The sequence below is a fragment of the Mycobacterium lehmannii genome (assembly GCF_001499925.1).
GTDB classification, from domain to species: domain Bacteria; phylum Actinomycetota; class Actinomycetes; order Mycobacteriales; family Mycobacteriaceae; genus Mycobacterium; species Mycobacterium lehmannii.
In genome coordinates, this window is the sequence record NZ_LQIR01000034.1 from 225,630 (window position 1) to 251,897 (window position 26,268).

The following is a 26,268-nucleotide window of genomic DNA, read 5'->3' on the forward strand; positions in this document are numbered from 1 at the left end:
CGTCACGCCTTGGGTTCCTGACGACGGGCCCTCCACGCCTTGACCAGTCCGGCGCATCCGACGCGGATGCGGCGACCGGTGCCCACGGTGGCGCGCTGGCTGAACACGGCGAAGTCGATTTGCTCGATTCGATCGAGGATTTCGGAGTACAGGGTCAGCGCCGCCGACACGCACGGGCGCGACCGCGGGCTCAGATGAGCGATGCCGCGCCGCGCGAAGTCGTACACGCGCCGGTTGATGGCGTGTTGTTCCACCAGCGCCCGGCGCACCTTCACGTCGGTGCGACGGTTCTCGTGGCACCAGGTCAGCACATCCCGGTCGACCCCGTATGCGGCCAGTTCGTCGGCGGGCAGGTAGACCCGGCCGCGCTCGAGGTCCTCGTCGATGTCACGCAGGAAGTTGGTGAGCTGAAACGCCTTTCCCAGTGCCGCCGCATACGGCGCGGCCTCTTCGCGTGGGCCGACGGTGCCCAGTACGGGCAGAAGCTGCAAACCGATCACCTCGGCCGAGCCGTACATGTAACGATCGAGTGCGGCCCGGTCGGGATAGTCGGTGACGCTCAGGTCCATGCGCATGGAGCCGAGGAAGTCGTCGAACAGCTCCCACGGGATGCCGTACCGCCGGGCGCAGTGCACCACCGCGGCCAGCGACGGATCCCCGTCGTCGCAGCTGCCCTGCGCGAGCCGGTTGAACAGCTGGGTGGCCAGGCGCTGCAACTGATCGGCGCGCTCATTCATGCTGATGACGGGATCGAAGTCGTCGAGGATGTCGTCGGCGCGGCGGGCGAAGCCGTACAGCGCGTGCACGGCGGGACGCTGTTCGGGCGCCAGCAGCCGGGTGGCCAAAAAGAAGGTGCGGCCGTGTTCGGCGTTGATCGTGCGGCAACGACGATAGGCCTCGCGCAGTGCCGGGTCGTGTACGCCCGCGGCGTCGAGTTCGGAACCGATCATGCTTGCACCACCTGGCTACGGGCCCGCCGGACTGGCAGGCCGGTGATTCGGTCGGCCGCCAGCCGCCCGGACAACAGCGCGGTCGGCACGCCGACTCCCGGGACGGTCGACGACCCCGCCAACACCACGTTGGCGACGCCGCGAACGGTGTTGGCGGGACGGAACGGGCCGGTCTGGCCGAACGTGTGGGCCAACGCGAACGGAGTTCCCGCGGCCATTCCCTGACGCGCCCAGTCCGCGGGATCCACGACGTGCAGCACCTCGGGGTCGACCCCCACCTGCGGGAGCCGTGAGCTCACCACGTCGATCATCTGGCGCACGTAATCGTCGCGCGTCGATGCCCAATCGATGTGTCCCACTGTCAGATTGGGTGCGGGGGCGAGGACGTACAGCAGGTCCCGGCCTGCGGGCGCCAGCGACGGGTCCCCGGCGGTGGGGCGGGTCACCAACAGCGACGGATCCGACATCACGCGTCCGTCGTCGATGATGTCGGTGAACGTCTTGCGCCACTCGTCGCCGAAAACGATCGTGTGGTGTCCGACGTCCGGGCCCACGGTGCGGCAGCCAATGTGGGCCACCACCGCCGACGGGGCGGGCCGCAGCGGCAGCGCACGCCGCGGCGTGCGACCGAGCAGCCGGTACGTGTCGGGCAGTTCGGTGGTCAGCACCACCGCGTCGGCAGTGATCCGGTCACCGCCCTCGGTGTGCACCGCGACCACCCGGTCGCCCGTGCGCTCCAACGCCGAAACCGCCGAATCGTAACGGAACTCGACGCCGGCATCGGTCGCGGCCGCGGCCAGCGCTTCGGGCAACGCGCGCACACCGCCGCGGGGGAAGTACACGCCGGAGATCGTGTCCATGTAGGCGATCACGGCGTACACCGCCAGCGCCCGGTGCGGCGGCACACCGGCGTACAACGCCTGAAAGGTGAACACCCGCTGCAGTCGCTCATCGCTGATGAAGCGGCGCACCATCCTGTCCCAGCGCCGGAAGCCGCCGATGGCGATCAGCCGGGCGAGCTGCGGTGTCAGCAGCGACAGCGGTGAGTCGAAGTTCGCGGCGATGAACCCGTCGAACTCGACGCGGTACAGCTTGGCCAGCCAATCGCGAAGGCGCAGATAGCCGTCCGCCTGGTCGCGGCCTGCGAAGCCCTCGATCTCGGCGGCCATCGCGTCGGCTTCGGCGCGCACGTGCAGCGAGCTGCCGTCGGCGAACGACGCGCGGTAGGCGGGATCGACGTTGATCAGGTCCAGTCGGTCCGCGGTGTTCTCGCCGACGGCGGCGAACGCGTCGTCGATGATGTCGGGCATCGTCAGCACGGTCGGCCCGGTGTCGAGGCGGTAGCCGCCGATGTCGGCGCGACCGACGCGCCCACCCGGATGGTGTCCGCGTTCGAGGACCGTGACGGTGCGGCCGCGCCCGGCGAGCTGCAGCGCCGCCGACAGTCCCGACAGCCCTGCACCGACCACGACGACGTGGTCGGTGCGGCCCGCGACGGTGCGCATCACGCGGCCCGTTCGGTGCAGGCGGCGGCCATGTCGGCCAGCGCGGTGCGGATCAACGGATCCAGTTGCCTCGTGTCGATCAGCTCGAGCGCTCGGTTGAGCCGCGAATCGATCAGCTGTTCAACCCATTCCAGTGCGCCGGTCGCGACGATCAGCTCGCGCCACCGGCGGATGTCGTCGTGATCCAGATCGGAGGCACTCATCAGATGGGTGAGCTCGCGGCGATGGTTCGCGTCCGCGAGGCGGTAGGCGGCCACCACGACGCTGGTCGCCTTGTGCTCGAAGAGGTCACTGCCCGCCGGCTTACCGGTGATCTCGGGAGACCCGAAGATGCCGAGGACGTCGTCGCGCAACTGGAAGGCCTCACCGACCGCTTCGCCGTACTGGCCGAGCAACATCAGCACACGGGGCGGGCATCCGGCCATGTCGGCGCCGATCTCGAGTGGTCTGCGCACGGTGTAGTTGCCGGACTTGCGCCGCATCACGTCGAGAACCCGTTCCCACTCGGGGAATTCGGCGGCGTCGTTGACCAGGTCGGCGAACTGGCCTACGGCGAGCTCGGTGCGCATCGCGTCGTATCTCTGCCAGCCGCGCGCCAGCGCAGCCTCCCCGACGCCGCTTTCCCGCAGCATCTGTTGGGCCCACACCAGGCATAGATCACCGAGAAGGACGGCCGCGGCCTCGCCGAAACGTTCGGGTGAACCCGACATCGCCCGCTCGCGGTGCCACTGCGCGAACCTGACATGAGCAGAGGGCCGCCCGCGGCGCAGCGCGGAGCCGTCCATCACGTCGTCCTGCAGCAGGGCGAACGCATGCAGCAACTCGAAGCTCGCCGCCGCCCGCAGCGCACCGGGATCGTCGTCGGCATTAGACAACCAGCCGAGGTAGACGAAGGTCGAGCGGACGCACTTTCCACCGTCGACGAAAGCCTGCAGGACGTCGGCGGCGATATCGACTCCGGCCGATTTGAGGTCGTCGGCGCAGCGTGTCTTGACGAATTCGTTGAGTGACCGAAGCACCTCACTGCGTATGGCGTCGCGCCATACCGGAAATGCGGTGGTCATCAGCCCTTTGGGGGGAGCGGTGAGGTCTGACACCGACAGGAGCGGGGTCTGCGTGTTTCCGTTGATCCCGCTCAAGCAGCGTTCCCTTCACTCGATGCGATGACAGGTACCCGAATCGGTCGAACTCAACCGGGGTACCCCTTCTCGCCGCACCTACGCATCGAATTTGCATCGATACGTACCGAGTTCCGGGCTCAGGGAGACAGCGCAGGCACCGTCTTGATGCCGAACTCGCGCCGCAGTACCGTTCGTGCGGCGAAATAACCGGCCATGCCGTGCACCCCGCCCCCGGGCGGCGTGGCCGACGAGCACAGGTACGCCTTGGGGATGGGTGTGGTCCAGGGGTTGAGTCGAGGGGTCGGGCCCGTCAGCGCGTGAATGAGGGTGTTACCGCCGACGCCGATGTCGCCGCCGACCAGGTTGGCGTTGTGGTCGGCCAGGCGTGCGGCGGAAACGGTTCGCACGGCCACCACGATGTCGCGGAAGCCGGGCGCGAAGCGCTCGAAGATGTCGGTGACCCGCTCGGCCTGGTCGACGGTCGATCCGTTCGGGACGTGCGCGTAGCTCCACAACGGCCGGCGGCCCTGGGGGTCGATGCGGCCGGGATCCTCCAGGTGTGGTTGCGCGGCGAGCACCATCGGCCACTCTGGGTGCCGCCCTGAGGCGATCTCGCGTTCGGCGTGTGCCATCTGTTCGCGGGTGCCGCCCATGTGCAGCGTGGGCGCCTGTCGTAAGCGCTCGTCGGTGAACGGCACATCCTCGGAGAGCACGAAGTCGACCTTGGCCACGCCGGGGCCGAATCGATATCGCTGCAACGCTTTTGCGTAGCGGCGGGGCAGCTTGTCGCCGTAGATGCGGGCCAGCGCGGTGGGTGCGGTGTCGAAGAGTGCGACACCCTCGGGTGGTTCGGTGACCTCTTGGCCGGCCGTGATCACGCCACCGTGAGCACGGAGATCGGAGATCAGCGCATCGACGATGGCCTGGCTTCCGCCGACGGGGATGGGCCAGCCGACGGTGTGTGCGAGCGTGGCCAACATGAGGCCCCCACCTGCCGACACCAACGACGGCATTTGAGAGATCACATGCGCGGCAACGCCGCTGAACAATGCACGCGCATCGTCACCCTTGAGTGCGCCCCATGCGGGCGTGCCCTGTTCGAGCAGCCGGCTCGCCACCTGGACGGCGGCGATCGGATTGCTCGGCACCGAGCGTTTGTCGCCGAGCAGCAGATCGAGTACGGCGTCGTCGCGTTCGACCATGGGGCCGAAGAATCTGCGCCATGACTTCCCGTGCTCGAGTTCCGCAGCGGTCCGGTCGAGGTCGTGGTAACCGATCGCGGCGCGCGCCCCGGGAAGTGGATTGGCGTAGGAGACCTCGGGCACCCGCAAGCTCACGCCACGGGCGGGCAGGTCGAATTCGGCCAGGAACGGCGACGCCAGCGCGAGCGGGTGAACGGCCGAACAGATGTCGTGGGAGACGCCGGGAAACTCCGGGTCGGCGAGTGTGCGGGCGCCGCCCCCGAGCGTCGGCTGCGCCTCGAGCACCTGCACCGACAACCCGGCCCTGGCACAGACGACGGCCGCCGCCAAACCGTTGGGTCCGCTGCCGACGACGGTGACATCCACGCCTGCGGTTCTCCCACCCACCACACTTGCGGTTCTCCCACCCACCACCCCAACATTCAAGCCCATTAGGCTGACCGCGTGAGTCTGCCCGTTGTATTGATCGCCGACAAATTGGCCGAATCGACGGTCGCCGCCCTCGGTGACCAGGTGGAAGTCCGTTGGGTCGACGGTCCGGACCGGCCGAAGCTGCTGGCCGCGGTTGCCGATGCCGACGCGCTTCTGGTGCGCTCCGCGACGACCGTCGACGCCGAGGTGCTCGCCGCCGCGCCCAAGCTCAAGATCGTCGCCCGTGCCGGAGTCGGCCTCGACAACGTCGACGTGGACGCCGCCACCGCCCGGGGCGTGCTGGTCGTCAACGCGCCGACCTCGAATATTCACAGCGCGGCCGAGCACGCCATGGCCCTGCTGCTGTCCGCGGCGCGCGAGATCCCGGCCGCCGATGCGTCGCTGCGCGCGCACACCTGGAAGCGCTCGTCGTTCTCGGGTACCGAGATCTACGGCAAGACCGTCGGCGTTGTCGGCCTTGGCCGCATCGGCCAGCTGGTGGCCCAGCGCCTGGCCGCGTTCGGCACCCACGTCGTCGCCTACGACCCGTATGTCTCGGCGGCCCGCGCCGCACAGCTCGGCATCGAGCTGCTCAGCCTCGACGAGCTGTTGGAGCGCGCGGACTTCATCTCCGTGCACCTGCCGAAGACACCGGAGACCGCGGGATTGATCGGCAAGGAGGCGCTTGCCAAGACGAAGCCCGGCGTGATCATCGTCAACGCCGCCCGCGGCGGCCTGATCGACGAGGACGCGCTGGCCGAAGCGGTGCGCTCAGGGCATGTGCGCGCGGCCGGCATCGACGTGTTCGCCACCGAGCCAACGACCGAGAGTCCGCTGTTTGACCTGCCGCAGGTGGTGGTGACCCCGCATCTGGGCGCGTCCACCGCCGAGGCGCAGGACCGGGCGGGTACCGACGTCGCGGCCAGCGTGAAGCTTGCCCTGGCCGGGGAGTTCGTTCCCGACGCGGTCAACGTCGGCGGGGGAGTCGTCGGCGAGGAGGTCGCGCCGTGGCTGGACCTCGTCCGCAAGCTCGGCCTGTTGGTCGGAGTGTTGTGCGACGAGCTTCCGGTGTCGCTGGCGGTGCAGGTCAAGGGTGAGCTCGCCGCCGAAGACGTTGAAGTGCTTCGCCTTTCGGCATTGCGCGGACTGTTCTCGGCGATCATCGAAGACCCCGTCACGTTCGTCAATGCCCCGGCGCTCGCCGCCGAGCGGGGGGTGCAGGCCGAGATCAGCACCGCGAGCGAGAGTCCCAACCACCGCAGCGTGGTGGACGTGCGGGCCGTCTACGCCGACGGGGCGACCGCCAACGTCGCAGGCACATTGACCGGTACGCAGCTGGTCGAGAAGATCGTCCAGATCAACGGGCGCAACTTCGACCTGCGCGCCGAGGGCGTCTACCTGATCGTCAACTACGTCGACCAGCCGGGCACGCTCGGCAAGATCGGCACCATCCTCGGGTCGGCGGGCATCAACATTCACGCCGCCCAGTTGAGCGAGGACGCCGAAGGTCCCGGCGCGACCATCCTGCTGCGCATCGATCGCGACGTTCCCTCCGATGTCCGGTCCACCATCGCCGAAGAGGTCGGCGCGATGATGCTGGAAGTGGTTGATCTGTCGTGACTTCGGCGATGAAGCTGGCGATCATCGCCGGCGACGGGATCGGTCCGGAGGTGGTCGGGGAGGCCGTCAAGGTTCTCGACGCGGTGCTTCCCGGCGTGCACAAGACGCCTTACGACCTGGGCGCGCGCCGCTACCACGCCACCGGTGAGGTGCTGCCCGACTCCGTGCTCGACGAACTGCGCGGGCACGACGCGATCCTGCTCGGCGCGATCGGGGACCCGTCGGTACCCAGCGGCGTGCTCGAACGCGGTCTGCTGCTACGGATCCGGTTCGAACTCGACCACCACATCAACCTTCGGCCCGGCCGGTTGTACCCCGGCGTGAACAGCCCCTTGGAAGGCAACCCCGACATCGACTTCGTCGTCGTGCGCGAAGGCACCGAGGGTCCCTACACCGGAACCGGCGGTGCGATCCGTGTGGGCACGCCGCACGAGATCGCCACCGAGGTCAGCATCAACACCGCTTTCGGTGTGCGTCGCGTCGTGACGGACGCATTCGTCCGTGCCCAGCAGCGTCGTAAGCACCTGACCCTTGTGCACAAGAACAACGTCCTGACCTTCGCGGGCGCGTTGTGGTGGCGCACCGTTCAGGAGGTCGCCGCCGACTTCGGTGACGTCGAGATCGCCTACCAGCATGTGGACGCGGCGACCATCCACCTCGTCACCGACCCCGGCCGTTTCGATGTGATCGTCACCGACAACCTGTTCGGCGATATCGTCACCGATCTCGCAGCCGCGGTGTGTGGCGGGATCGGCCTTGCGGCGAGCGGCAACATCGACGCCACCCGCACCAACCCGTCGATGTTCGAACCCGTGCACGGCAGCGCCCCCGACATCGCGGGCCAGGGAATCGCGGACCCGACCGCCGCGATCATGTCGGTCGCACTGCTGCTGGCACACGTCAACGAAGCCGACGCTGCCGCGCGCGTCGACAAGGCCGTCGAGCAGCATCTGGCCACGCGCGGTGACGAGAAGCTGTCCACTACCGCGATCGGCGACCGGATCGCGGGATTTCTATAGCTCGGCGTCACTCATGGCGGTCGCGGCCGCCTGACCCTCGGGCGCTCAGATACCCGAGCTCAGATAGCCCCGGGAACTGCCTCTCTTACAGCCCACCTCTGAGCGAATAATTCGCTCCCAGCGACTTATTCGCTCGTAGGTGGGCAACGGCAGCACTGGTTCGGCAGAGACTGATGACATCAGTGTGAACAGCCCCGCGCGAAACTCCCATCGCTGAATCACAGTTCCCGCGCAGGGTCCGGCGAACCCGAGGAATCGGCGGGCACGATCGGTATCGCCGCCAGCGGGAACAGTGCGCAGACGGCGAACGCCGCCGGATAACCGGCAACCCCGATCAGCGCCCCGAACGTGGGGGCCGCGACGGCCGATGCCAGATGCTGGGCCGTGTTCTGGGTGCCCAGGGCGCGGCCGCTCCAGAACGGCCCGGCGATCTCGGCGATCGCGGTGAACGCCAAACCGTTGTCGGACACCGTGATCACCGAGGCGACCACCATCGCTGCCACCGCGACCGGAGAGCTCAGCCAGTCCGACAGCGCCAGGGCGCCCATGGACAGCGCCGCGGCAGCAGCGATCGCACGGATCGGACGAAGCCGCTGACCCAACCGGTCCGACCAGTACCCCGCCGCGACACGTCCGGCGGCGCCTAGCAGTTGGGCCGCCATGACGATGAGGCCCGCCGAGCCTGCCGACCAGCCGCGCTCCGACATCAACCACACCAGCGTGAAAGTCCACACCAGCGCCTGCGGCACGACGAGCAACACCGAGACGGCATGGATCCGCCACAGCAACGACGATCCCCGATAGGGGTTCGTGAGATGTTCGCTTGGCGCCTCGGAACGCGGCGGCCGTGGCGGGTCGATCACCGCGACCAGGCACACCAGCGCCGACACCGCGCAGACCGCCGCGGGAAACAGCAACGCGCCGGTCACGCCGTGACTTTCGGCCAGAAGCGGGATCACCAGCGCGCCCAACCCGACGCCCAACGGGGTGGCCGTCTGCCGGATCCCCATGGCCAGGCCGCGTCGTTCGACCGGAAACCAGCCGACCACCAACCGTCCGCTGGCCGAATTGCTGCTCGCGGCCGCCATACCGCCGAGAAAGAGGAAAGCGCCGACGGCGACCAGAGATTGGGAGAAGGCGGCGGCGAACGCCGCCGCCGATATCAGCACCGACCCGACCGTCAGCACAATGCGCTCGCCGTAGCGGTCGACGACATAGCCCCACGCGATCAGCGTGATCACCAACCCGAAACCCGGCATCGCGGAAAGCAGGCCCGCCGCCGCGAGGTCAAGGCCCCGCTCGCTGTGCAGTGTGGGGATGAGAAACGCCACACCGTTGATGAACACGTTGGCGCTCGTCGTGGCCGCCAGCGCGATACACAGCAACGACCATCGCCGTGCAGTGGTGAGCGACTCGGCGGACATCGGTCCATCGTGGCATACCGATCTCACCATGCTGAATCAGTATCTCAGATACCGAGACAAAGCTGTCGTGGGAGCGGTCGGCCGCCGCTTCTTGGCCGGCTACTAGGCTGAACGCCATGCGTCTTGGCCGAATCGCCAGCCCCGATGGTGTCGCCTTCGTCAGCGTCGAGGGTCCACTCGACGATCCCGCCCAGGCGATCGCGAGGGAGATCGCCGAGCACCCGTTCGGTAAGCCGCAGTTCACGGGCAGGCAATGGCCGCTGGCCGACGTGCGCCTGCTCGCCCCGATCCTTGCGACCAAGGTGGTGTGCGTGGGCAAGAACTACGCCGCCCACATCGCCGAGATGGCCGCACGCGCCGGGGACGGTTCGGAACCCCCCACTTTCGACGACCCGATCATCTTCATGAAACCCAACACGGCGATCGTTGGACCGAACGTGCCGATTCAGTTGCCCGCCGACGCCGATCCCGTGCACTTCGAAGGTGAGTTGGCGGCGGTCATCGGCAGACCGTGCAAGGACGTGTCGGCCGCGCGCGCCGCGGAGAACATCCTGGGATACACGATCGCCAACGATGTTTCGGCCCGCGATCAGCAGCAGAAGGATGGTCAATGGACCCGCGCGAAAGGCCATGACACGTTCTGCCCCGTTGGGCCGTGGATCGTCACCGACGTCGATCCCGCGGACCTGGAGATCCGCACAGAGGTCAATGGCGTCGTCAAGCAGAACAGTAGGACGTCGATGATGATCCACGACGTCGGCGCGATCGTGGAATGGATCTCCCGGGTGATGACCTTGCTGCCGGGCGATCTGATCCTGACCGGGACACCGGAGGGTGTCGGCCCGATCGAGGACTCCGACACCGTGAGCATCACCGTCGAAGGTATCGGAACGTTGACGAATCCGGTTGTGCGCAAAGGGAAGTGATGACAAGTGATGTCCGGGTGCGGTTCTGTCCGTCACCCACGGGTACGCCGCACGTCGGCCTGATCCGCACCGCGCTGTTCAACTGGGCGTACGCCCGCCATAGCGGCGGCACCTTCGTGTTCCGCATCGAGGACACCGACTCGGCGCGCGATTCCGAGGAGAGCTACCGCGCGATACTCGACGCGTTGCGCTGGCTCGGACTCGACTGGGACGAAGGCCCCGAAGTCGGTGGTCCCTACGGGCCGTACCGCCAGTCGCAGCGGCTCGATCTCTACCGCGACGTGATCGACCGGCTCCTACAGGCCGGTGACGCCTACGAGTCGTTCTCCACGCCCGAAGAAGTCGAAGCGCGTCATCTGGCCGCGGGGCGCAATCCGAAGCTGGGCTACGACAATTACGACCGCGACCTGAGCGAGGAGCAGAAGGCGGAGTTCCGCGCCCAGGGCCGGCGCGCCGTAGTGCGGTTGAAGATGCCCGACGAGGACATCGGGTGGCGCGATCTCGTGCGCGGTGAAACGACGTTTCCGGCCGGATCGGTACCCGATTTCGCGTTAACCCGCGGCAACGGGGAGCCGTTGTACACGTTGGTGAATCCGGTCGACGACGCGCTGATGAAGATCAGCCACGTGCTGCGCGGTGAGGACCTGCTGTCGTCGACTCCGCGCCAGATCGCGCTCTACCAGGCGCTGATGCGGATCGGTGTGGCCGACCGGATTCCCGAGTTCGCGCATCTGCCAAGCGTTCTGGGGGACGGCAACAAGAAGCTGTCCAAGCGTGATCCCCAGTCGAATCTGTTTCTGCATCGCGAGCGCGGTTTCATCCCGGAAGGCCTGCTGAACTATCTGGCCCTGCTGGGGTGGGGAATCGCCGAGGACCGGGACGTTTTCAGCCTCGACGAGATGGTGGCCGCCTTCGATGTCGCCGACGTCAACTCAAATCCGGCGCGGTTCGACCAGAAGAAGGCCGACGCGCTGAACGCAGAACACATCCGGATGCTGAGCGAAGAGGAGTTCAGCGCCCGTCTGAGCGCGTACTTCGCCGAGCACGGTCACGACACCGGCCTCGACGACGACCGGTTCGCCGAAGCCGCCGCGCTCGTGCAGACCCGCATCGTGGTGCTCGGCGACGCGTGGGACCTGTTGCGGTTCCTAAACGACGCGGAGTTCACGCTCGACGAGAAGTCGGCGGCCAAGGAGTTGAAGCCCGAGGCGGTCGCGGTGCTCGACGCCGCACTGGGCGCACTGGAGAACGTCGGCGACTGGACCACTCCGGCGATCGAGGCGGCCCTCAAGGAGGTGCTGCTCGACGGCCTCGGACTGAAGCCGCGCAAGGCGTTCGGCCCGATCCGCGTCGCCGCCACGGGTGCTTCGGTCAGCCCGCCACTATTCGAATCGCTTGACCTGCTGGGGCGCGAACGCAGCTTGGACCGGCTACGGGCCGGCCGCGAACGAGCCGCCGCGGAAGCCGAGGCGTGAAAAGCGCGTTGAAAATCTTTGGTAGTCTGCACGTCGGTCCGACACCGCGCGCGATGGGTTCCGCCCGCCACGCAAGGGGGCCAAAATAAGCCCGTGACCTGCGGTTACGGACTGCCGATGGGGTATGGTGTAATTGGCAACACAGCTGATTCTGGTTCAGCCATTCTAGGTTCGAGTCCTGGTACCCCAGCCAACCACCGTGATTAGGCCGACAAATCTCGCTGAGATATGCTGGCGATCCGGAAACCAGTTCTAGCCCCCGTCGTCTAGCGGCCTAGGACGCCGCCCTCTCACGGCGGTAGCGTGGGTTCGAATCCCATCGGGGGTACAGATTTCGCGGTCTGCGAACTGCATCACATCTCACAGGCGCCGGGTCAGGGCGTCGGCAGCGGCCAACAGATCGGCCGCCCACCGTGCACCCGGCCGCCGGCCCATCCGGTCGATCGGCCCGGACACCGATACCGCGGCGATGACCACGCCGCGTCCGTCACGCACCGGAGCCGAGACACTGGCCACACCCGGCTCGCGTTCGGCGGCGCTCTGCGCCCAGCCGCGCTTGCGTACCTCGGCCAGAGTGCGATCGGTGAACTTGGCGTTCGGGAGGACGGCCTGCTGGGTGGCCGCGTCGGCATACGCCAGCAGGACCTTGGCGCCCGAGCCCGCCGTCATCGGGAGCGTGCTGCCGACCGGCACGGTATCCCGCAGCCCGGCAGGCGGTTCCAGCGCCGCGATGCAGATCCGCGAGGTGCCTTCGCGGCGGTAGAGCTGCACGCTCTCGCCGGTGATCTCGCGCAACCGGGGCAGCACGACCGCTCCTGCGGCCACGAGCGGATCGTTGACCTGTCCGGCCAACTCGGTCAGGCCGGGACCGAGCCGCCAGCGGCCGTCGCCGTTGCGTGCCAGCAAGCGGTGGGTTTCCAAACCCGCGGCAAGGCGATGCGCTGTGGCACGCGGCAAGCCCGTGCGCTCGCACAGTTCGGCCAGCCCGCAGGGCGAATCGGCGACCGCGTGCAGCACACCCACGGCTTTGTCCAATACGCCGATGCCGCTATCCTGTCTCACAAGGAGATACTAACGTCCCAGATTGTGAGATAGTCAAGATGTCCACCGATGTTCCCAGTGCCGCCCGCGGCCGCGGTGACACACCGCGCACGTTGGCCGAAAAGGTGTGGGCCGACCACGTCGTTGTCGAAGGTGGCGGCGAGGGCGCTGCGCGCGAACCCGACCTGATCTACATCGACCTCCATCTCGTCCACGAAGTGACAAGCCCGCAAGCATTCGACGGGCTGCGGTTGGCGGGGCGTCCGGTACGCAGACCGGATCTGACCATCGCCACCGAGGACCACAACGTGCCGACGGTCGACATCGACAAGCCGATCGCCGACCCCGTGTCGCGCACACAAGTGGAGACCCTTCGGCGCAACTGCGAAGAGTTCGGTATCCGGCTTCATCCGATGGGTGATGCCGAGCAGGGCATCGTGCACATCATCGGACCGCAGCTCGGATTGACGCAGCCCGGGATGACCGTGGTCTGTGGCGACAGCCATACCTCCACGCACGGTGCGTTCGGCGCGCTGGCGATGGGAATCGGTACGTCGGAAGTCGAGCACGTACTCGCCACACAGACTCTTCCCTTGCGCCCGTTCAAGACCATGGCGGTCAACGTCGACGGTGAACTTCCCGACGGAGTGAGCGCCAAAGACATCATTCTCGCGGTGATCGCCAAGATCGGCACCGGCGGAGGACAAGGTCACGTCATCGAATACCGCGGCAGCGCCATCGAATCGCTGTCGATGGAGGGCCGGATGACGATCTGCAACATGAGCATCGAGGCGGGTGCGCGGGCCGGCATGGTGGCACCTGACGACACGACGTTCGAATTTCTGCGCGGGCGTCCGCACGCCCCACAGGGCCAGCAGTGGGACGACGCAGTCGCCGCATGGCGCAACCTTCGCACCGACGAGGGTGCCGAATTCGACACCGAGGTCTACATCGACGCCTCGACCCTGAGCCCGTTCGTCACGTGGGGCACCAACCCGGGCCAGGGGGTGCCGCTGTCCGATTCGGTGCCCGACCCGGAATTGATGTTCGACGAGGGTCAGCGCCAAGCAGCCGAAAAGGCGTTGGCCTACATGGACCTTCGGCCCGGTACCGCGATGCGTGACATCACGGTCGACACCGTCTTCGTCGGTTCGTGCACCAACGGCCGCATCGAGGATCTGCGGGTGACCGCCGACGTGCTGCGTGGACGCAAGGTCGCTGACGGGGTGCGCATGCTGATCGTGCCCGGGTCCATGCGCGTGCGGATGCAGGCCGAATCCGAAGGGCTCGGAGAGATCTTCGCCGCTGCGGGAGCGGAGTGGCGTCAGGCGGGCTGCTCGATGTGTCTGGGCATGAATCCTGACCAGCTGTCACCGGGTCAACGTTGTGCGTCGACCTCCAACCGGAATTTCGAGGGCAGGCAAGGCAAGGGCGGCCGCACACATCTGGTGTCTCCCGCGGTCGCGGCGGCCACCGCGGTGCGTGGCACGTTGTCCTCGCCCGCAGACCTGACCGACTGATAGGAGCAGAACCCGTGCAGCCTTTCGATACCCACACCGGCATCGGCGTCCCCCTGCGTCGGTCGAATGTCGACACCGATCAGATCATCCCGGCGGTCTACCTGAAGCGAGTTACACGAACGGGTTTCGAGGACGGTTTGTTCGCCGCCTGGCGTAACGACCCGTCGTTCGTATTGAACCTGCCCCCGTTCGACAAAGGTTCGGTATTGGTCGCCGGCCCAGATTTCGGCACCGGTTCGTCACGCGAACATGCCGTCTGGGCGCTTATGGATTACGGCTTCCGGGTCGTCATCTCGTCCCGCTTCGCCGACATCTTTCGGGGCAATGCGGGCAAGGCCGGGCTTCTCGCGGCCGAAATTCCGCAAGATGATGTGGAAATTTTATGGAAGCTCATCGAGCAGCAGCCAGGCCTGGAAATCACTGTGAATCTTCAAGATCGAACCATCGCCGCAGGAACGGTCATGGTGCCGTTCAGAATTGACGACTATACGGCTTGGCGATTGCTCTCCGGACTCGACGATATAGGTCTTACGCTGCGCAAATGCGATGATATCGCGGCTTATGAATCGCGCAGGCCGGACTGGAAACCGCGGACTCTGCCGGCCAGATAACGGCGCCCGGTAAGCCGAAATCACCGTCAGTGGACCCGGTTCTCCGGGCCCCCTCTGGAGGTCAAGGGGGGCAAGAAAGTTCGCTGGCTTCGCCTGAAACTGCGCGTGGCTCTTGGAAATCAATGGGGAATGGGTTTACCGTGTCCTCTAGTCGGTCCAAAGAGGACCACTGGTTTCCGGAGGTTATGCATGAACAAAGCAGAGCTCATCGACGTACTCACGGAGAAAATGGGCTCGGACCGTCGGTCGGCCACCGCAGCGGTGGAGAATGTCGTTGACACCATCGTGCGTGCGGTGCACAAGGGTGACAGCGTCACCATTACCGGCTTCGGCGTTTTCGAACAGCGCCGCCGCGCAGCACGCGTCGCGCGTAATCCGCGCACCGGCGAGACCGTCCGGGTGAAGCCCACCTCTGTGCCGGCATTCCGGCCCGGCGCTCAGTTCAAAGCCGTTGTCTCTGGGGCGCAGCGCCTCCCGGCGGAAGGACCAGCAGTGAAGAGAGGCGTTACGGCGGGGAGTGCCCGCAAGGCGGCCAAGAAGTCGCCGGCCAAGAAGAGTGCCGCCAAGAAGTCACCGGCCAAGAAGGCCGCGACGAAGCGGACGGCAGCCAAGAAGACCGCCGCCAAGAAGTCACCGGCCAAGAAGGCCGCGACGAAGCGGACGGCAGCCAAGAAGACCGCCGCCAAGAAGTCGCCGGCCAAGAAGTCGGCGGCCAAGAAGGCACCGGCCAAGAAGTCGGCCGCCAAGAAGGCACCGGCCAAGAAGTCGGCAGCCAAGAAGTCGGCCGCCAAGAAGGCACCGGCCAAGCGCGGGCGCAAGTAATTTCAACCGGACACGCCGTGGGTCTGCGCGACCCACGGCGTGTTCGCGTTTCACGCCCACCAAAACATCTACGGCTCAATCTTTCCGAGCGGGAGTCCGCCGGAATTTGCATTCAACGTGTGGGCGTCATTTCACGGCCAGCGGGCTGCCCATGTGGTCCGCCGCAATCAACCGACCGTTGTGAAGCGACATCACCCAGGTGCTGCCCTTGCGATTGCGCGACTTGTCGGGCCGCACGCCGTCGCGCTCGCACCACCATTCGATGAGGTCCGGAATGACCTTGCCCTGAGTGCAGATCACCGGGGTGCCAGCGGTGTCGGCGATCTCGAGGAAGCGCTGCCGGGCGGCCTTGCGGTTCTCCGCGTAAGCCTCCTCGGTCAGCAGCCCGTCACTTCGGATCGATGTCCCGAGTTTTTGTGCCAGTGGTTCCAATGTCGATACACAGCGCACTCGGTCCGCCGCGAACAGTCGGTCGGCACCGAAGGCGAGCAGCATCGCGACCAGTGACTCCGCCTGCGCGCGACCGTTCTTGTCCAAGGGCCGTTTGCGGTCGTCGCCCTTGAACCGGGACTTGCTGCCCGCGGTGGCGTGCCGGACGATCAGCACGGTCTTGGTGTCGGCCGGATACTTCGCGAAGCGGCGCAGCACCTTTCGGTCGTGCGGATAATCGAGCTGTTTGATCGCCGCCGGGACGGGTAGCCATTTGAGCTCGTCGACCTCGTCATTCGGGCGGAACTCCCCGCGGACCATGCGCGCCGCCCAGTAGCGCACCTTCTTCTTACCGCCCTCGACGGGATAGCTGACCGAACTGAGTCGCCGGCCCAAATATGCGGTGTACCCGGTTTCTTCGCATACCTCGCGGACGGCGGTCACCGGCTCGGTCTCGCCGGGGTCCACCTTGCCCTTGGGCAGCGACCAGTCGTCGTACCGAGGGCGGTGAATCAGCGCGACTTCCGGCGCATCGGGATTTCCGTTGGGCCGCCACAGCACCGCCCCGGCGGCCAGGATCGTCTCCGCATCGGAGCCGGTCTCGGATGTCCGCTTCGGCACCTCAACTCCTGCAGATCATTCTGGGCACCCGCGGCCCACGACGACAGTGCTGAAAGTCCCTGACGTTGAGGAGGCCCGTCATGGTTGCCGGTGGCGTTCCATCAACGAGACCTGGTGGTCGCGGACCGTGTGGCCCTCCTGCGGTGACGCCGTCCACTTACCGTCGACGCCCAACTCCCAACACCGGGTCGAGGGATCCATCGCCGATTCGAAGATGTCGTGCAGTTGCGCCTTGAGCCGCGGATCCTTGACTTCGGCCATCACTTCGACACGCCGGTCCAGATTGCGGTGCATCATGTCGGCGCTGCCGATCCAGAACTCGTCGATCGCGCGGAAGTGAATGATCCGCGAGTGTTCGAGGAACCGGCCGAGGATCGAGCGGACGGCGATGTTGTCCGAATATCCAGGGGCATGGGGTCGTAGCGCGCAGATACCCCGGACCACCACCTCGACCCGCACACCGGCCTGCGACGCGCGGTACAGCGCATCGATGACCTGCTCGTCCACCAACGCGTTGGCTTTCAGCCTGATCCGCCCCTCGGCACCGTCGCGGGTGGCGACGATCTCCCGTTCGATGCGCTCGATGATGCCCCGGCGGACCCCCTGAGGGGCGACGAGAAGGTTGCGGTAGGAGTCCTTGCGCGAGTAGCCCGTCAGCGAGTTGAACAGATCGGTGAGATCCGCGCCGATGTCGGGCGCGGCCGTCAGCAGCCCGATGTCCTCATACAGCCGCGCGGTTTTGGGGTTGTAGTTGCCGGTGCCGATGTGGCAGTAGCGCCGGATCAGCGAGCCCTCCCTGCGCACCACCAGACACGTCTTGCAGTGAGTCTTGAGTCCGATGAGCCCGTACACGACGTGCACGCCCGCACGCTCGAGCGCACGTGCCCACTTGATGTTGGCCTGCTCGTCGAACCGGGCCTTGATCTCGACGAGCGCGACGACCTGCTTACCCGCAGCCGCAGCGTCGATGAGCGCGTTGACGATTGGCGAGTCGCCGGAGGTGCGGTACAGGGTCTGCTTGATCGCCAACACGTTGGGGTCTGCCGCGGCCTGTTCGATGAACCGCTGCACGGTGGTGGAGAAGGAGTCGTACGGGTGGTGCACCAGCACGTCGCCGTCGCGCAGCGTCGAGAAGATGCTCTTGGGAGTCTCGCGCTCGCCGAACGCCGGTGGGGTGGCAGGCACGAACGGCCGGTCTTTGAGTGCAGGGCGATCGAGGCCGTAGATCTGCCACAGCGAGGACAAATCGAGCAACCCGGGCACCTCGATGACATCTCCCGGCGCGACGTCGAGTTCGCGCAACAGCAACTCGAGCATGCTCTCGGTCATGTCGTCGGAGACTTCCAACCGGACCGGGGAACCGAATCGGCGCCGCGCAAGTTCCCGTTCGAGGGCCTGCAGCAGGTCCTCGTCGCGGTCCTCCTCGACCTCAAAATCGGCGTTGCGCGTGATGCGGAACGCGTGGTGCTCGACGATCTCCAGCCCGGGGAACAGGACATGAAGGAACGCCGCGATCAGTTCCTCCATCGGCAGGAAGCGAACGATGCTGGCATCGCTTTCGCGGGCGGCCAGTTCGACGAACCGTTCTACGTTGTCGGGCACTTTGACTCGGGCGAAGTGCTGCCCACCGTCGTCGGGATGTTTGACGGTGATCGCCAAGTTCAGGCTCAGGCCACTCACGAAAGGGAACGGGTGGGCCGGATCGACGGCGAGCGGCGTCAGCACCGGGAATACCTGCTCGTGGAAGTACGTGGACAACCGTGCGCGTTCGGCCTCGTCGAGTTCGGCCCACGTGACGATCACGATGCCTTCGTCGGCCAGCGCGGGGCGCACCGAATCGAGGAATACGTGCGCGTGCCGGTCGGCGAGGTGCTGGGTTCGCTCGTTGATCCGACGCAACTGTTCACGTGGTGAGAGCCCGTCGGCGGAGCGCACCGACAGCCCCATTTCGTCGCGGCGTTTCAGTCCGGCGACGCGGACCATGTAGAACTCATCGAGATTCGAGGCGAAGATCGCAAGGAACTTCGCCCGTTCCAGCAGCGGCAGCGAGGTATCGGCGGCCAATGCCAGTACCCGGGAGTTGAAGTCGAGCCAACTGAGCTCGCGGTTCAGGTAGCGGTCTTCGGGCAGCGCGTTCTCGACGGTGGGGGCGGTCGCCGCGGGAGGGGCTTCCGGCGCCGAGTTACCGGAGTCCGACGGCAACGTTCGGATGCTCGGCGACGGCGGTTCGCCGTCGCTGTCGCGAACCTCGATCCCGGCTTTCGTCATGCCTGCGATGATCCCCTATCCAACGGTCTTCGTGCCAGCGCGCAGTTGAACGGTTCATCTCGGATCGGTGATGGCCGCCGTCGTCGCCGCGCCGACGCCGAGCCCACGCGCCACCAGCAGGTCGTCGGGTGTGTCGATGTCGCAGCGCAGTCCCGGCCACGCACCGGTGAGCTCGAGCGCGCCGGAACGCCGGTGGCGTTGAGCGGAGTCGGCGCCGAATTGCGGGTTCAAGGCGACCCCGAACGCGAACAACGCCGACGTACCGGTGCCGTGGCGGTCGCCGACGAAGCTGCGGGGGTGTTTTCGGGACGCTGCGACGGCCGCGGTCAGCTCATGGGCCTGCAATGCGGGCAGATCACCTTGCAACACAGCGACGTTCGGTGTCTCATGACGGACTTCGGCTTCGGCGGCGGCGATCGCGTTGTTCAGCGGGTCGGGGTGGTTGTCGGGGGTCGGGTCGGTGAGCACCCGCGCGCCGAGTTGACCCGCGGCCTCGGCGGCGACTTCGTCCGGTGTGACCACCGTGACCGAGCCGATGGCCGAAACCGCCGACGCGGCGGTGATCGTATCGATCAGCATCGCCAGTACGACCTTCTCGCGGGTGGTTGCGGAAAAGACGGGGGCCAACCGGGTCTTGGCCGCGGCCAGGCGCTTTACGGCGATCACCAATGCGATCTCGGCATCCGGTGACCCGCTCATGTGCGTCATCCTGCCAGCAGTCCGGTGGGGGTTACGCTGAAGGCGTGGTCGAGGCGGCGGTGATGGGGGCCGGTGCGTGGGGGAGTGCACTGGCGAAGGTCCTTGCCGATGCGGGCAACGAGGTGACGCTGTGGGCACGTCACCAAGAAGTCGCCGACGAGATCAACGACACCCGTCGCAACTCCGGATATCTCGGTGACATCGAACTGCCCAAGACCATCAGGGCGACCAGCGATGCGGCCGAGGCGCTGAACGACGCATGCACGGTGCTGTTCGCGGTGCCCGCACAGACGCTTCGGGCCAATCTCGAACGGTGGTCGGGGCTGATCGACGACGAAGTGACGTTGGTGAGCCTGGCCAAGGGCATCGAACTCGACACGCTCATGCGCATGAGCCAGGTGATCATCCAGGTGACCGGTGCCGACCCGGCACGCGTGGCGGTGGTCTCCGGTCCGAACCTCGCCAGCGAGATCGCCGATGAGCAACCGGCGGCCACCGTGGTCGCCTGCAGTGACTCCGGAAGGGCCGTCGCATTGCAACGGGCGCTTTCGACGGCGTACTTCCGGCCTTACACCAATGCCGATGTCATCGGCGCCGAAGTCGGTGGTGCGTGCAAGAACGTCATCGCGCTCGCGTCCGGTATGGCGGCCGGGGTCGGGCTGGGGGAGAACACCGCCGCGGCGATCATCACCCGTGGGCTGGCCGAGATCATGCGGTTGGGAATCGCGTTGGGCGCCAAGCCCGCGACCCTCGCGGGCTTGGCCGGGGTCGGTGACCTCGTCGCGACGTGCACATCCGGGCAGTCGCGTAACCGCACGTTCGGGCTGCGCCTGGGCCAGGGCGGCACAATGGAATCGGCGATGCTCGCCACCGGTGGCCACGTCGCCGAAGGTGTCGCGTCGTGCCAATCGGTGCTGGCGCTGGCCGAGAGCTACGACGTCGAGATGCCGCTGACCGACGCCGTATTCCGGGTCTGCCACAGGGGTCTGTCGGTCGACGAGGCCGTCGTCCTGTTGCTCGGACGCAGCACGAAACCGGAGTGACCGGTGGACGGTCAGTACGGCGACTCCACTCGCAGCGTCAAATCCGTTGCCTCAGAAGCTGTTCCGGGGAAGGCCGTGGCGCCGTCACCGGTTCCGGCGTCCACCTTCCACCTGTCGTCCGATCCGTCGGACGTGCCGGACTCCTATGGGCGGAGCTCGAATCCGACCTGGCGCCACCTCGAGTCGGCGCTCGCGCAACTGGAGGGCGCCCCGTCCGCGCTGGCCTTCGGATCGGGGATGGCCGCGATCACGTCCGTCCTGCGGGTGCTCGCCAAGCCGGGACATAAGCTTGTCGTGCCCGCCGACGGCTACTATCAGGTCCGCCGGTACGCGTCCGAATACCTTGCCGAGCAAGGGGTTATGGTGGTCCAGGCCGCCACCGAAAGAGATGTGTGCGGCATCGGCGGACGCGGACGTCGTGCTGGCCGAGAGCCCGGCCAATCCGGGCCTGGATGTGGTGGATCTGCACCGGCTCGCGCTGCAGTGCCGTAGCCGAGGCGCCACGCTCGTCGTCGACAACACCACCGCCACCCCCTTCGGTCAGCAACCGCTTTCGCTGGGCGCCGACGTGGTCGTCGCGAGTGCGACCAAGGCGTTGTCTGGCCACAGCGATCTGCTCGCCGGTTATGTCGCGAGCGCGCACACCGACCTGATGGCCGAGGTGGAGCGCGAACGACTCCACTCCGGTGCCATCCTCGGCGCCTTCGAAGCGTGGCTGCTGATGCGCAGCTTGGGCACCGCCGGCCTGCGCTTCGAACGGCAGTGCCACAACGCGGCGGCGCTCGCGGTGGCGCTGCACGCCCACCCCGCCGTCCGCGCCGTGCGCTATCCCGGTCTGCCCGATGATCCGTCGCACCGCATTGCGTGCGCGCAGATGAAACGGTTCGGCGGCCTGATCGCCGTGGAGTTGGCCGACGCTGAGGCTGTGCACAGCCTCGTCGAGCGCAGCGTGCTGCTGATCGCATCGACCAGTTTCGGCGGAATCCACACGTCGGTGGATCGCCGCGCCCGCTGGGGCGACGACGTCAGCGACGGGTTCGCGCGCATCTCGCTGGGGATCGAGGACACCGACGACCTGATCGCCGACATCGAGCAGGCGCTGGGCTGACACCGCCACCGGGGCATCGCCGGACGACCGGCCGCCGAAGCGGGCGGTAGCCTCTCTAGGTTGTGACTGCCCGCCATGAGTCCGGAGCCGCCCGGCCGGCGACATCGGACAGGAGCACCGGACGCGTCCGGGTTGCCGTCGTCTACGGCGGACGCAGCTCCGAGCACGCGATCTCCTGCGTATCCGCAGGCAGCATCCTGCGCAACCTCGATCCGCAGCGGTTCGAAGTCGTCGCCGTCGGCATCACCCCGGAAGGGGCCTGGATGTTGACCGACGCGCAGCCGGACAGCCTTGCGATCACCGACGGCCGACTTCCGGAGGTGACCGCCGCGTCGGGTACCGAATTGGCCCTGGCCGCCGATCCGGGCCGCGGCGGCCAACTGCTGTCGCTGGGTCAGGGGGCGGGGGAGATGCTGGCGGCGGTCGACGTGGTCTTCCCGGTTCTGCACGGTCCGTACGGCGAAGACGGCACGATTCAGGGGCTGCTCGAGTTGGCGGGGGTGCCCTATGTCGGAGCGGGTGTCCTGGCCAGTGCGGTGGGCATGGACAAGGAGTTCACCAAGAAGCTGCTGGGCGCCGCGGGGCTGCCGATCGGCGATCACGAAGTGCTGCGGCCCCGCCAGGACACCTTGGCTTTCGAGGCTCGCGAGCGGCTCGGCCTGCCCGTCTTCGTGAAGCCGGCGCGCGGGGGGTCGTCGATCGGCGTCAGCCGGGTCACGGCGTGGGATCAGCTGCCGTCGGCGATCGAACAGGCCCGCCGCCACGATCCGAAGGTGATCGTCGAAGCCGCGGTGCCCGGGCGCGAACTCGAGTGCGGCGTGCTCGAATTCCCCGACGGCCGGATCGAGGCCAGCGCGCTCGGCGAGATCCGGGTCGCAGGCGTACGCGGCCGCGAGGACGGCTTCTACGACTTCGCGACGAAATACCTCGAGGACGCCGCCGAACTCGACGTCCCCGCCAAAGTCGACGACGACGTTGCCGAGGCGGTGCGACGGCTCTCGATTCAGGCCTTCAACGCGATCGACTGTCAGGGGCTGGCCCGCGTCGACTTCTTCCTCACCGATGACGGGCCCGTGATCAACGAGCTCAACACCATGCCGGGGTTCACCACCATCTCGATGTACCCGCAGATGTGGGCGGCCAGCGGCGTCGACTACCCGACCCTGCTGGCCACGATGGTCGAAACCGCACTCAAACGCGGCACCGGTCTGCGCTGACGGGCGCTACCTGCGGCCCCAGCGCAGCATCAACGCACCGGCGCGGGAGCGACGGGCTTGGCCGGAAGCGAATCGGCGATGACCGTGGACAGCAGCTGAATCGGCGTCGGGCCGGTGCCCTGCGGCAGGGTCAGGGCGACGTACACGCCGCGGTCGACGGCGTACCACGTGCTGCGCGCCTGTTCGGCGCCCGCGTCATCGACGCCGGCCTCACCCACCCGGAACCACTGCACGTCGTCCACCACCTGCACCGGCGCACCGACGACGAATTCCGTTGGCCGTTCCACCCCGCAGCGCAGCACGATCGGTTCGCCCTGACCTGCGGCCCGCCACGCTGCCGCACCGGCGGGCGCGGGATCGGCCAACGGTGCGCGGGCGTGATCGCCGAGCTTGTCCGGCAGTCGGGCGATCAGGTCGGCGCATTCGGCGCTCGTGGCCTGCGGGGCGGGCACCGGCACCAACGGCACCGCCTGTTGCTCCTCGGGGTTCTGGCGCAGCGCGGCGATCACCAGAACCGCCACGACCGCCGCCACCGCCACTACCAGCGCGGCGATCAGCAGCGCCCGCGGCGGCCCGTCACCGGTCTGTGAAGCCACCGTCCAACTCTAGAGAGGCGCCCCGTTGGCGATCGGACAGGTCAGCGTGCGGGTGATACCGGTCACCTGCTGAACATTGGGAACCACGGTGGCTTTCAGATCGGCCAAGGTGTCGGCGCCCACGCGCACAACCACGTCGTACGGTCCCGTCACGTACTCGGCGGACACCACCCCGGGAAGCGCGGCGAGTTGTTTGGCGACGACCTCGGCGCGGCCCACCTCGGTCTGAATCAGCATGAAAGCCTCCACCACCCGCTGTTCCTCCACATCGCTGCATAGACTCCACGCCGCAGGCGCTTAACGTACCGCAGGTGCGGCCGGTGTTCAGGCCGGCACGGAATGGACAAGGTGCGGCCGCGACGGGAGGTGACATGGCGTACGACGCCGAAACCCTGGCGCAAGTGGGCGAGTTCGCGGTGATCCGCCGCTTGGTGGCCGGGCGCCGCCAACCGGACGCCGTCGCGCTGGGGCCCGGTGACGACGCCGCGGTGCTGTTCGCGCCCGACGGTAAGACGGTCGTGAGCACCGACATGCTGGTGGCCGAGCGTCACTTTCGGTTGGACTGGTCGACCCCGCATGACGTGGGGCGCAAGGCGATCGCGCAGAACGCCGCCGACATCGAGGCGATGGGCGCACGCGCGACCGCCTTCGTCGTCGCATTCGGGGCGCCCTCGGATACGCCGGCCGCCCAGGCGCTGCAGCTTGCCGACGGCATGTGGCGCGAGGCCGAGTCGATGGGCGCGGGCATCGTCGGCGGTGACCTCGTCAGCGCGCCGCGGTGGGTGATCTCGGTGACGGCGCTCGGTGATCTCGACGGCCGCGAGCCGGTGCGCCGCGGCGGGGCACGACCCGGCGACGTGGTGGCCATCGCCGGTGACATCGGTTGCTCAGCCGCCGGATTCGAATTGTGGCGCAATGATATTCGACGATTCGACGAATTGCGTAGCTGCCATGTCGCGCCGCGGCCCCCTTATGGACAGGGCCGCATCGCCGCCGAAAACGGCGCGACCGCGATGACCGACGTGTCCGACGGACTGCTGGCCGACCTAGGCCACATCGCCGAGGCGTCCGGCGTGGGCATCGACCTGTCCACTGCGGCATTGACCGCGGACCGCGACGTGCTCGCCGGCGCGGCCGAAGCGGTCGGCGCCGACGCGTGGGCGTGGATCCTCGGCGGTGGCGAGGACCATGCGCTGGTCGCGACGTTCCCGGGAGCGCCACCGTCCGGGTGGAGGGAGATCGGTTGCGTGCAGGAGGGCCCGGAGCGAGTGTCGGTCGACGGCGCGGCCTGGCAGGGGAATGCCGGGTGGCAGTCGTTCGACTAGTTAGGGTGTCGACTCGTGACCGTGTACGCCATCGCCCAGCTGAGGTTCACGGACCGTGCGGCCTATGACCGCTACCAAGCCCGTTTCATGGAGGTCTTCGACCGGTATTCGGGGACGCTGCTCGCGGCTGATGACTCTCCGCAGATTCTGGAGGGCGAGTCGGACCGCGAGAAGGTCGTGTTGATGTCGTTTCCCGATGAGCCTTCGTTTTGGGACTGGGCGAACTCGACCGAGTATCAGGAGATCTCGAAGGACCGCCGGGCCGGCGCTGATTCGGTGGTGTTGCTGATCGAGGGCTTGGCATGACGGCGCGGCCGCTGCACGAGCTCGTCGAGCAGGGCTGGGCCACGGCTCTGGAACCGGTCGCGGGTCAGGTCGCGCAGATGGGCGAGTTTCTCCGCGCCGAACTGGCCACCGGAAACGGATATCTGCCCGCGGGTCAGAACGTGTTGCGCGCGTTCACCTTTCCGATGGACAGGGTGCGGGTACTGATCGTCGGACAGGACCCATACCCGACGCCCGGTCACGCCGTCGGCCTCAGTTTCTCGGTGGCGCCCGAGGTGCGGCCGCTGCCGCGCAGCCTGGAGAACATCTTCAAGGAGTATGGAAGCGACCTCGGCCACCCCGCCCCGTCCACCGGCGACCTGACGCCATGGGCCGAACGCGGGGTGATGCTGCTCAACAGGGTGCTCACCGTTCGACCGGGCACACCTGCGTCGCACCGCGGTAAGGGCTGGGAAGCGGTGACCGAGTGCGCGATTCGCGCGCTGGTCGCGCGCCGGCAGCCGTTGGTCGCGGTGCTATGGGGTCGCGACGCGTCGACGCTGAAACCGATGCTGGACGGCGCCGACTGCGTGGCGATCGAGTCTCCGCACCCGTCGCCGCTGTCGGCGTCGCGGGGCTTCTTCGGCTCGCGACCGTTCAGCCGCGCGAACGAACTGCTCGAGAAGATGGGCGCCGAGCCGATCGACTGGCGGCTGCCCTAGGGTTATCCGACTCCCGGAATCGGCGGCGGCGAGGGAATCGGCGGAGGAGACGGAATCGCCGGCGGTGACGGGACATCGGGCACCGGAACCTCGACGGTGCCGTTCCCTTCGGTGGTGGTGGCCGGCGATTCCGGCGACGCCGGGGTGGTCTCCGGCGCGCTCGTCTCCACCGTCACTTCCACCGACGTGGTCGGCGATGTCGTCGACGTAGTAGTGGTGGTGGTCTCGTCGCCGGCGGAATCACCGCCGCCGCACGCGGTCAACAAGGCCAGCGCACATCCGGACGCCAGCGCGGTCAGGGTGGATCTTGTAGCTGCACGAGAGGTCAT

24 protein-coding genes, 2 tRNA genes and 1 pseudogene are annotated in these 26,268 nt (G+C 67.3%); 15 read left to right on the forward strand and 12 right to left on the reverse strand.

What is annotated here, in order from left to right; all coding sequences use genetic code 11:
• Window positions 1-2 precede the first annotated feature (2 nt).
• The 4 genes from AU192_RS18000 to AU192_RS18015 form a co-directional block, all read right to left on the reverse strand.
• Window positions 3-950: a phytoene/squalene synthase family protein gene (locus tag AU192_RS18000; protein WP_064398561.1), complete on the reverse strand. Its 948-nt coding sequence runs from the start codon at window positions 948-950 to the stop codon at window positions 3-5.
• Complete coding sequence (crtI, locus tag AU192_RS18005; RefSeq protein ID WP_064398563.1) at window positions 947-2,455, reverse strand: phytoene desaturase family protein; 1,509 nt, start codon at window positions 2,453-2,455, stop codon at window positions 947-949. Before crtI ends, AU192_RS18000 begins: the two co-directional genes overlap by 4 nt.
• Window positions 2,455-3,519 carry a polyprenyl synthetase family protein gene (locus AU192_RS18010; RefSeq protein ID WP_064398865.1) on the reverse strand — a complete coding sequence of 355 codons (1,065 nt, stop codon included), beginning with the start codon at window positions 3,517-3,519 and terminating at the stop codon, window positions 2,455-2,457. Before AU192_RS18010 ends, crtI begins: the two co-directional genes overlap by 1 nt.
• 194 nt (window positions 3,520-3,713) lie before the next feature.
• Window positions 3,714-5,144, reverse strand: a complete 1,431-nt coding sequence (locus AU192_RS18015) for a phytoene desaturase family protein (RefSeq protein ID WP_064398565.1) — start codon at window positions 5,142-5,144, stop codon at window positions 3,714-3,716.
• A 78-nt stretch (window positions 5,145-5,222) separates the two neighbouring features.
• On the opposite strand from AU192_RS18015, the gene serA reads away from it, so the two are divergent.
• Window positions 5,223-6,809 (forward strand): phosphoglycerate dehydrogenase, encoded by a 1,587-nt coding sequence (gene serA / locus AU192_RS18020; RefSeq protein WP_064398567.1) that lies wholly within the window; start codon window positions 5,223-5,225, stop codon window positions 6,807-6,809.
• Between the two features lie 8 nt (window positions 6,810-6,817).
• A complete protein-coding gene (locus AU192_RS18025; protein WP_064398569.1) occupies window positions 6,818-7,828 on the forward strand; it encodes a 3-isopropylmalate dehydrogenase in 1,011 nt (336 codons plus the stop codon).
• 218 nt (window positions 7,829-8,046) lie between these two features.
• Here the strand turns inward: AU192_RS18025 and AU192_RS18030 are convergent, their stop codons facing one another.
• Window positions 8,047-9,252 (reverse strand): MFS transporter, encoded by a 1,206-nt coding sequence (locus AU192_RS18030; protein WP_064398571.1) that lies wholly within the window; start codon window positions 9,250-9,252, stop codon window positions 8,047-8,049.
• Window positions 9,253-9,368: 116 nt separating this feature from the next.
• Between AU192_RS18030 and AU192_RS18035 the strand changes: the two genes are divergently transcribed.
• The 4 genes from AU192_RS18035 (at window position 9,369) to AU192_RS18050 (ending at window position 11,981) form a co-directional block, all read left to right on the forward strand.
• On the forward strand, window positions 9,369-10,178 hold the full coding sequence (locus tag AU192_RS18035) for a fumarylacetoacetate hydrolase family protein (RefSeq protein ID WP_064398573.1): 810 nt from the start codon (window positions 9,369-9,371) through the stop codon (window positions 10,176-10,178).
• The gene (gltX, locus tag AU192_RS18040; RefSeq protein ID WP_064398576.1) at window positions 10,178-11,653 is read left to right on the forward strand and encodes a glutamate--tRNA ligase; all 1,476 of its coding nucleotides are present in this window, start codon (window positions 10,178-10,180) and stop codon (window positions 11,651-11,653) included. Before AU192_RS18035 ends, gltX begins: the two co-directional genes overlap by 1 nt.
• 118 nt (window positions 11,654-11,771) lie before the next feature.
• Window positions 11,772-11,846, forward strand: a tRNA-Gln gene (locus AU192_RS18045).
• A gap of 62 nt (window positions 11,847-11,908) precedes the next feature.
• A tRNA-Glu gene (locus tag AU192_RS18050) sits at window positions 11,909-11,981 on the forward strand.
• A 32-nt stretch (window positions 11,982-12,013) separates the two neighbouring features.
• Here AU192_RS18050 and AU192_RS18055 read toward each other — a convergent pair.
• A complete protein-coding gene (locus tag AU192_RS18055; protein ID WP_064398577.1) occupies window positions 12,014-12,715 on the reverse strand; it encodes an IclR family transcriptional regulator in 702 nt (233 codons plus the stop codon).
• Between the two features lie 38 nt (window positions 12,716-12,753).
• Here AU192_RS18055 and leuC point away from each other — a divergent pair, with 38 nt between their 5' ends.
• The 3 genes from leuC (at window position 12,754) to AU192_RS18070 (ending at window position 15,647) form a co-directional block, all read left to right on the forward strand.
• A complete protein-coding gene (gene leuC, locus AU192_RS18060; protein ID WP_064398580.1) occupies window positions 12,754-14,214 on the forward strand; it encodes a 3-isopropylmalate dehydratase large subunit in 1,461 nt (486 codons plus the stop codon).
• A 14-nt stretch (window positions 14,215-14,228) separates the two neighbouring features.
• A complete protein-coding gene (gene leuD, locus AU192_RS18065) occupies window positions 14,229-14,825 on the forward strand; it encodes a 3-isopropylmalate dehydratase small subunit (protein ID WP_064398581.1) in 597 nt (198 codons plus the stop codon).
• Between the two features lie 189 nt (window positions 14,826-15,014).
• The gene (locus tag AU192_RS18070; RefSeq protein ID WP_064398584.1) at window positions 15,015-15,647 is read left to right on the forward strand and encodes an HU family DNA-binding protein; all 633 of its coding nucleotides are present in this window, start codon (window positions 15,015-15,017) and stop codon (window positions 15,645-15,647) included.
• Between the two features lie 126 nt (window positions 15,648-15,773).
• Here the strand turns inward: AU192_RS18070 and mutT1 are convergent, their stop codons facing one another.
• From mutT1 to cofC, 3 genes are all read right to left on the reverse strand, one after another.
• Complete coding sequence (gene mutT1 / locus AU192_RS18075) at window positions 15,774-16,697, reverse strand: 8-oxo-(d)GTP phosphatase MutT1 (RefSeq protein ID WP_064398586.1); 924 nt, start codon at window positions 16,695-16,697, stop codon at window positions 15,774-15,776.
• A gap of 78 nt (window positions 16,698-16,775) precedes the next feature.
• On the reverse strand, window positions 16,776-18,965 hold the full coding sequence (locus tag AU192_RS18080; RefSeq protein ID WP_064398588.1) for an RNA degradosome polyphosphate kinase: 2,190 nt from the start codon (window positions 18,963-18,965) through the stop codon (window positions 16,776-16,778).
• A gap of 54 nt (window positions 18,966-19,019) precedes the next feature.
• Window positions 19,020-19,664, reverse strand: a complete 645-nt coding sequence (gene cofC, locus AU192_RS18085; RefSeq protein ID WP_064398867.1) for a 2-phospho-L-lactate guanylyltransferase — start codon at window positions 19,662-19,664, stop codon at window positions 19,020-19,022.
• A gap of 62 nt (window positions 19,665-19,726) precedes the next feature.
• On the opposite strand from cofC, the gene AU192_RS18090 reads away from it, so the two are divergent.
• The 3 genes and pseudogenes from AU192_RS18090 (at window position 19,727) to AU192_RS18100 (ending at window position 23,032) form a co-directional block, all read left to right on the forward strand.
• Window positions 19,727-20,707, forward strand: a complete 981-nt coding sequence (locus tag AU192_RS18090; RefSeq protein ID WP_120275701.1) for an NAD(P)H-dependent glycerol-3-phosphate dehydrogenase — start codon at window positions 19,727-19,729, stop codon at window positions 20,705-20,707.
• Window positions 20,708-20,710: 3 nt separating this feature from the next.
• Window positions 20,711-21,815, forward strand: a pseudogene (locus AU192_RS18095) (cystathionine gamma-lyase).
• Between the two features lie 62 nt (window positions 21,816-21,877).
• Window positions 21,878-23,032: a D-alanine--D-alanine ligase family protein gene (locus AU192_RS18100; RefSeq protein WP_064398592.1), complete on the forward strand. Its 1,155-nt coding sequence runs from the start codon at window positions 21,878-21,880 to the stop codon at window positions 23,030-23,032.
• 29 nt (window positions 23,033-23,061) lie between these two features.
• Here the strand turns inward: AU192_RS18100 and AU192_RS18105 are convergent, their stop codons facing one another.
• Together AU192_RS18105 and AU192_RS18110 are read right to left on the reverse strand one after the other, a co-directional pair.
• Complete coding sequence (locus AU192_RS18105; protein WP_064398594.1) at window positions 23,062-23,628, reverse strand: DUF3515 domain-containing protein; 567 nt, start codon at window positions 23,626-23,628, stop codon at window positions 23,062-23,064.
• 9 nt (window positions 23,629-23,637) lie between these two features.
• The gene (locus AU192_RS18110) at window positions 23,638-23,880 is read right to left on the reverse strand and encodes an Lrp/AsnC family transcriptional regulator (protein WP_064398868.1); all 243 of its coding nucleotides are present in this window, start codon (window positions 23,878-23,880) and stop codon (window positions 23,638-23,640) included.
• Window positions 23,881-23,999: 119 nt separating this feature from the next.
• On the opposite strand from AU192_RS18110, the gene AU192_RS18115 reads away from it, so the two are divergent.
• Genes AU192_RS18115 through AU192_RS18125 form a run of 3 tightly spaced genes read left to right on the forward strand, consistent with a single transcriptional unit; the run spans window position 24,000 to window position 25,939 of the window.
• Window positions 24,000-24,953 carry a thiamine-phosphate kinase gene (locus tag AU192_RS18115; RefSeq protein WP_064398596.1) on the forward strand — a complete coding sequence of 318 codons (954 nt, stop codon included), beginning with the start codon at window positions 24,000-24,002 and terminating at the stop codon, window positions 24,951-24,953.
• 15 nt (window positions 24,954-24,968) lie between these two features.
• On the forward strand, window positions 24,969-25,259 hold the full coding sequence (locus AU192_RS18120) for a DUF1330 domain-containing protein (protein ID WP_064398597.1): 291 nt from the start codon (window positions 24,969-24,971) through the stop codon (window positions 25,257-25,259).
• Window positions 25,256-25,939: a uracil-DNA glycosylase gene (locus AU192_RS18125; protein ID WP_064398599.1), complete on the forward strand. Its 684-nt coding sequence runs from the start codon at window positions 25,256-25,258 to the stop codon at window positions 25,937-25,939. The genes AU192_RS18120 and AU192_RS18125 overlap by 4 nt, the downstream gene beginning before the upstream one ends.
• A 2-nt stretch (window positions 25,940-25,941) precedes the next feature.
• Here the strand turns inward: AU192_RS18125 and AU192_RS25585 are convergent, their stop codons facing one another.
• Window positions 25,942-26,268, reverse strand: a complete 327-nt coding sequence (locus AU192_RS25585; RefSeq protein ID WP_133147104.1) for a hypothetical protein — start codon at window positions 26,266-26,268, stop codon at window positions 25,942-25,944.

Coding starts and splice junctions, on each gene's coding strand:
- AU192_RS18000 (WP_064398561.1), bottom strand. CDS start 950: ATGATCGGTTCCGAACTCGACGCCGCGGGCGTACACGACCCGGCACTG.
- crtI (WP_064398563.1), bottom strand. CDS start 2,455: ATGCGCACCGTCGCGGGCCGCACCGACCACGTCGTCGTGGTCGGTGCA.
- AU192_RS18010 (WP_064398865.1), bottom strand. CDS start 3,519: ATGACCACCGCATTTCCGGTATGGCGCGACGCCATACGCAGTGAGGTG.
- AU192_RS18025 (WP_064398569.1), top strand. CDS start 6,818: ATGAAGCTGGCGATCATCGCCGGCGACGGGATCGGTCCGGAGGTGGTC.
- AU192_RS18030 (WP_064398571.1), bottom strand. CDS start 9,252: ATGTCCGCCGAGTCGCTCACCACTGCACGGCGATGGTCGTTGCTGTGT.
- AU192_RS18035 (WP_064398573.1), top strand. CDS start 9,369: ATGCGTCTTGGCCGAATCGCCAGCCCCGATGGTGTCGCCTTCGTCAGC.
- gltX (WP_064398576.1), top strand. CDS start 10,178: ATGACAAGTGATGTCCGGGTGCGGTTCTGTCCGTCACCCACGGGTACG.
- leuC (WP_064398580.1), top strand. CDS start 12,754: ATGTCCACCGATGTTCCCAGTGCCGCCCGCGGCCGCGGTGACACACCG.
- AU192_RS18070 (WP_064398584.1), top strand. CDS start 15,015: ATGAACAAAGCAGAGCTCATCGACGTACTCACGGAGAAAATGGGCTCG.
- AU192_RS18080 (WP_064398588.1), bottom strand. CDS start 18,965: ATGACGAAAGCCGGGATCGAGGTTCGCGACAGCGACGGCGAACCGCCG.
- cofC (WP_064398867.1), bottom strand. CDS start 19,664: ATGAGCGGGTCACCGGATGCCGAGATCGCATTGGTGATCGCCGTAAAG.
- AU192_RS18090 (WP_120275701.1), top strand. CDS start 19,727: ATGGGGGCCGGTGCGTGGGGGAGTGCACTGGCGAAGGTCCTTGCCGAT.
- AU192_RS18115 (WP_064398596.1), top strand. CDS start 24,000: ATGGCGTACGACGCCGAAACCCTGGCGCAAGTGGGCGAGTTCGCGGTG.
- AU192_RS18125 (WP_064398599.1), top strand. CDS start 25,256: ATGACGGCGCGGCCGCTGCACGAGCTCGTCGAGCAGGGCTGGGCCACG.
- AU192_RS25585 (WP_133147104.1), bottom strand. CDS start 26,268: ATGACCTCTCGTGCAGCTACAAGATCCACCCTGACCGCGCTGGCGTCC.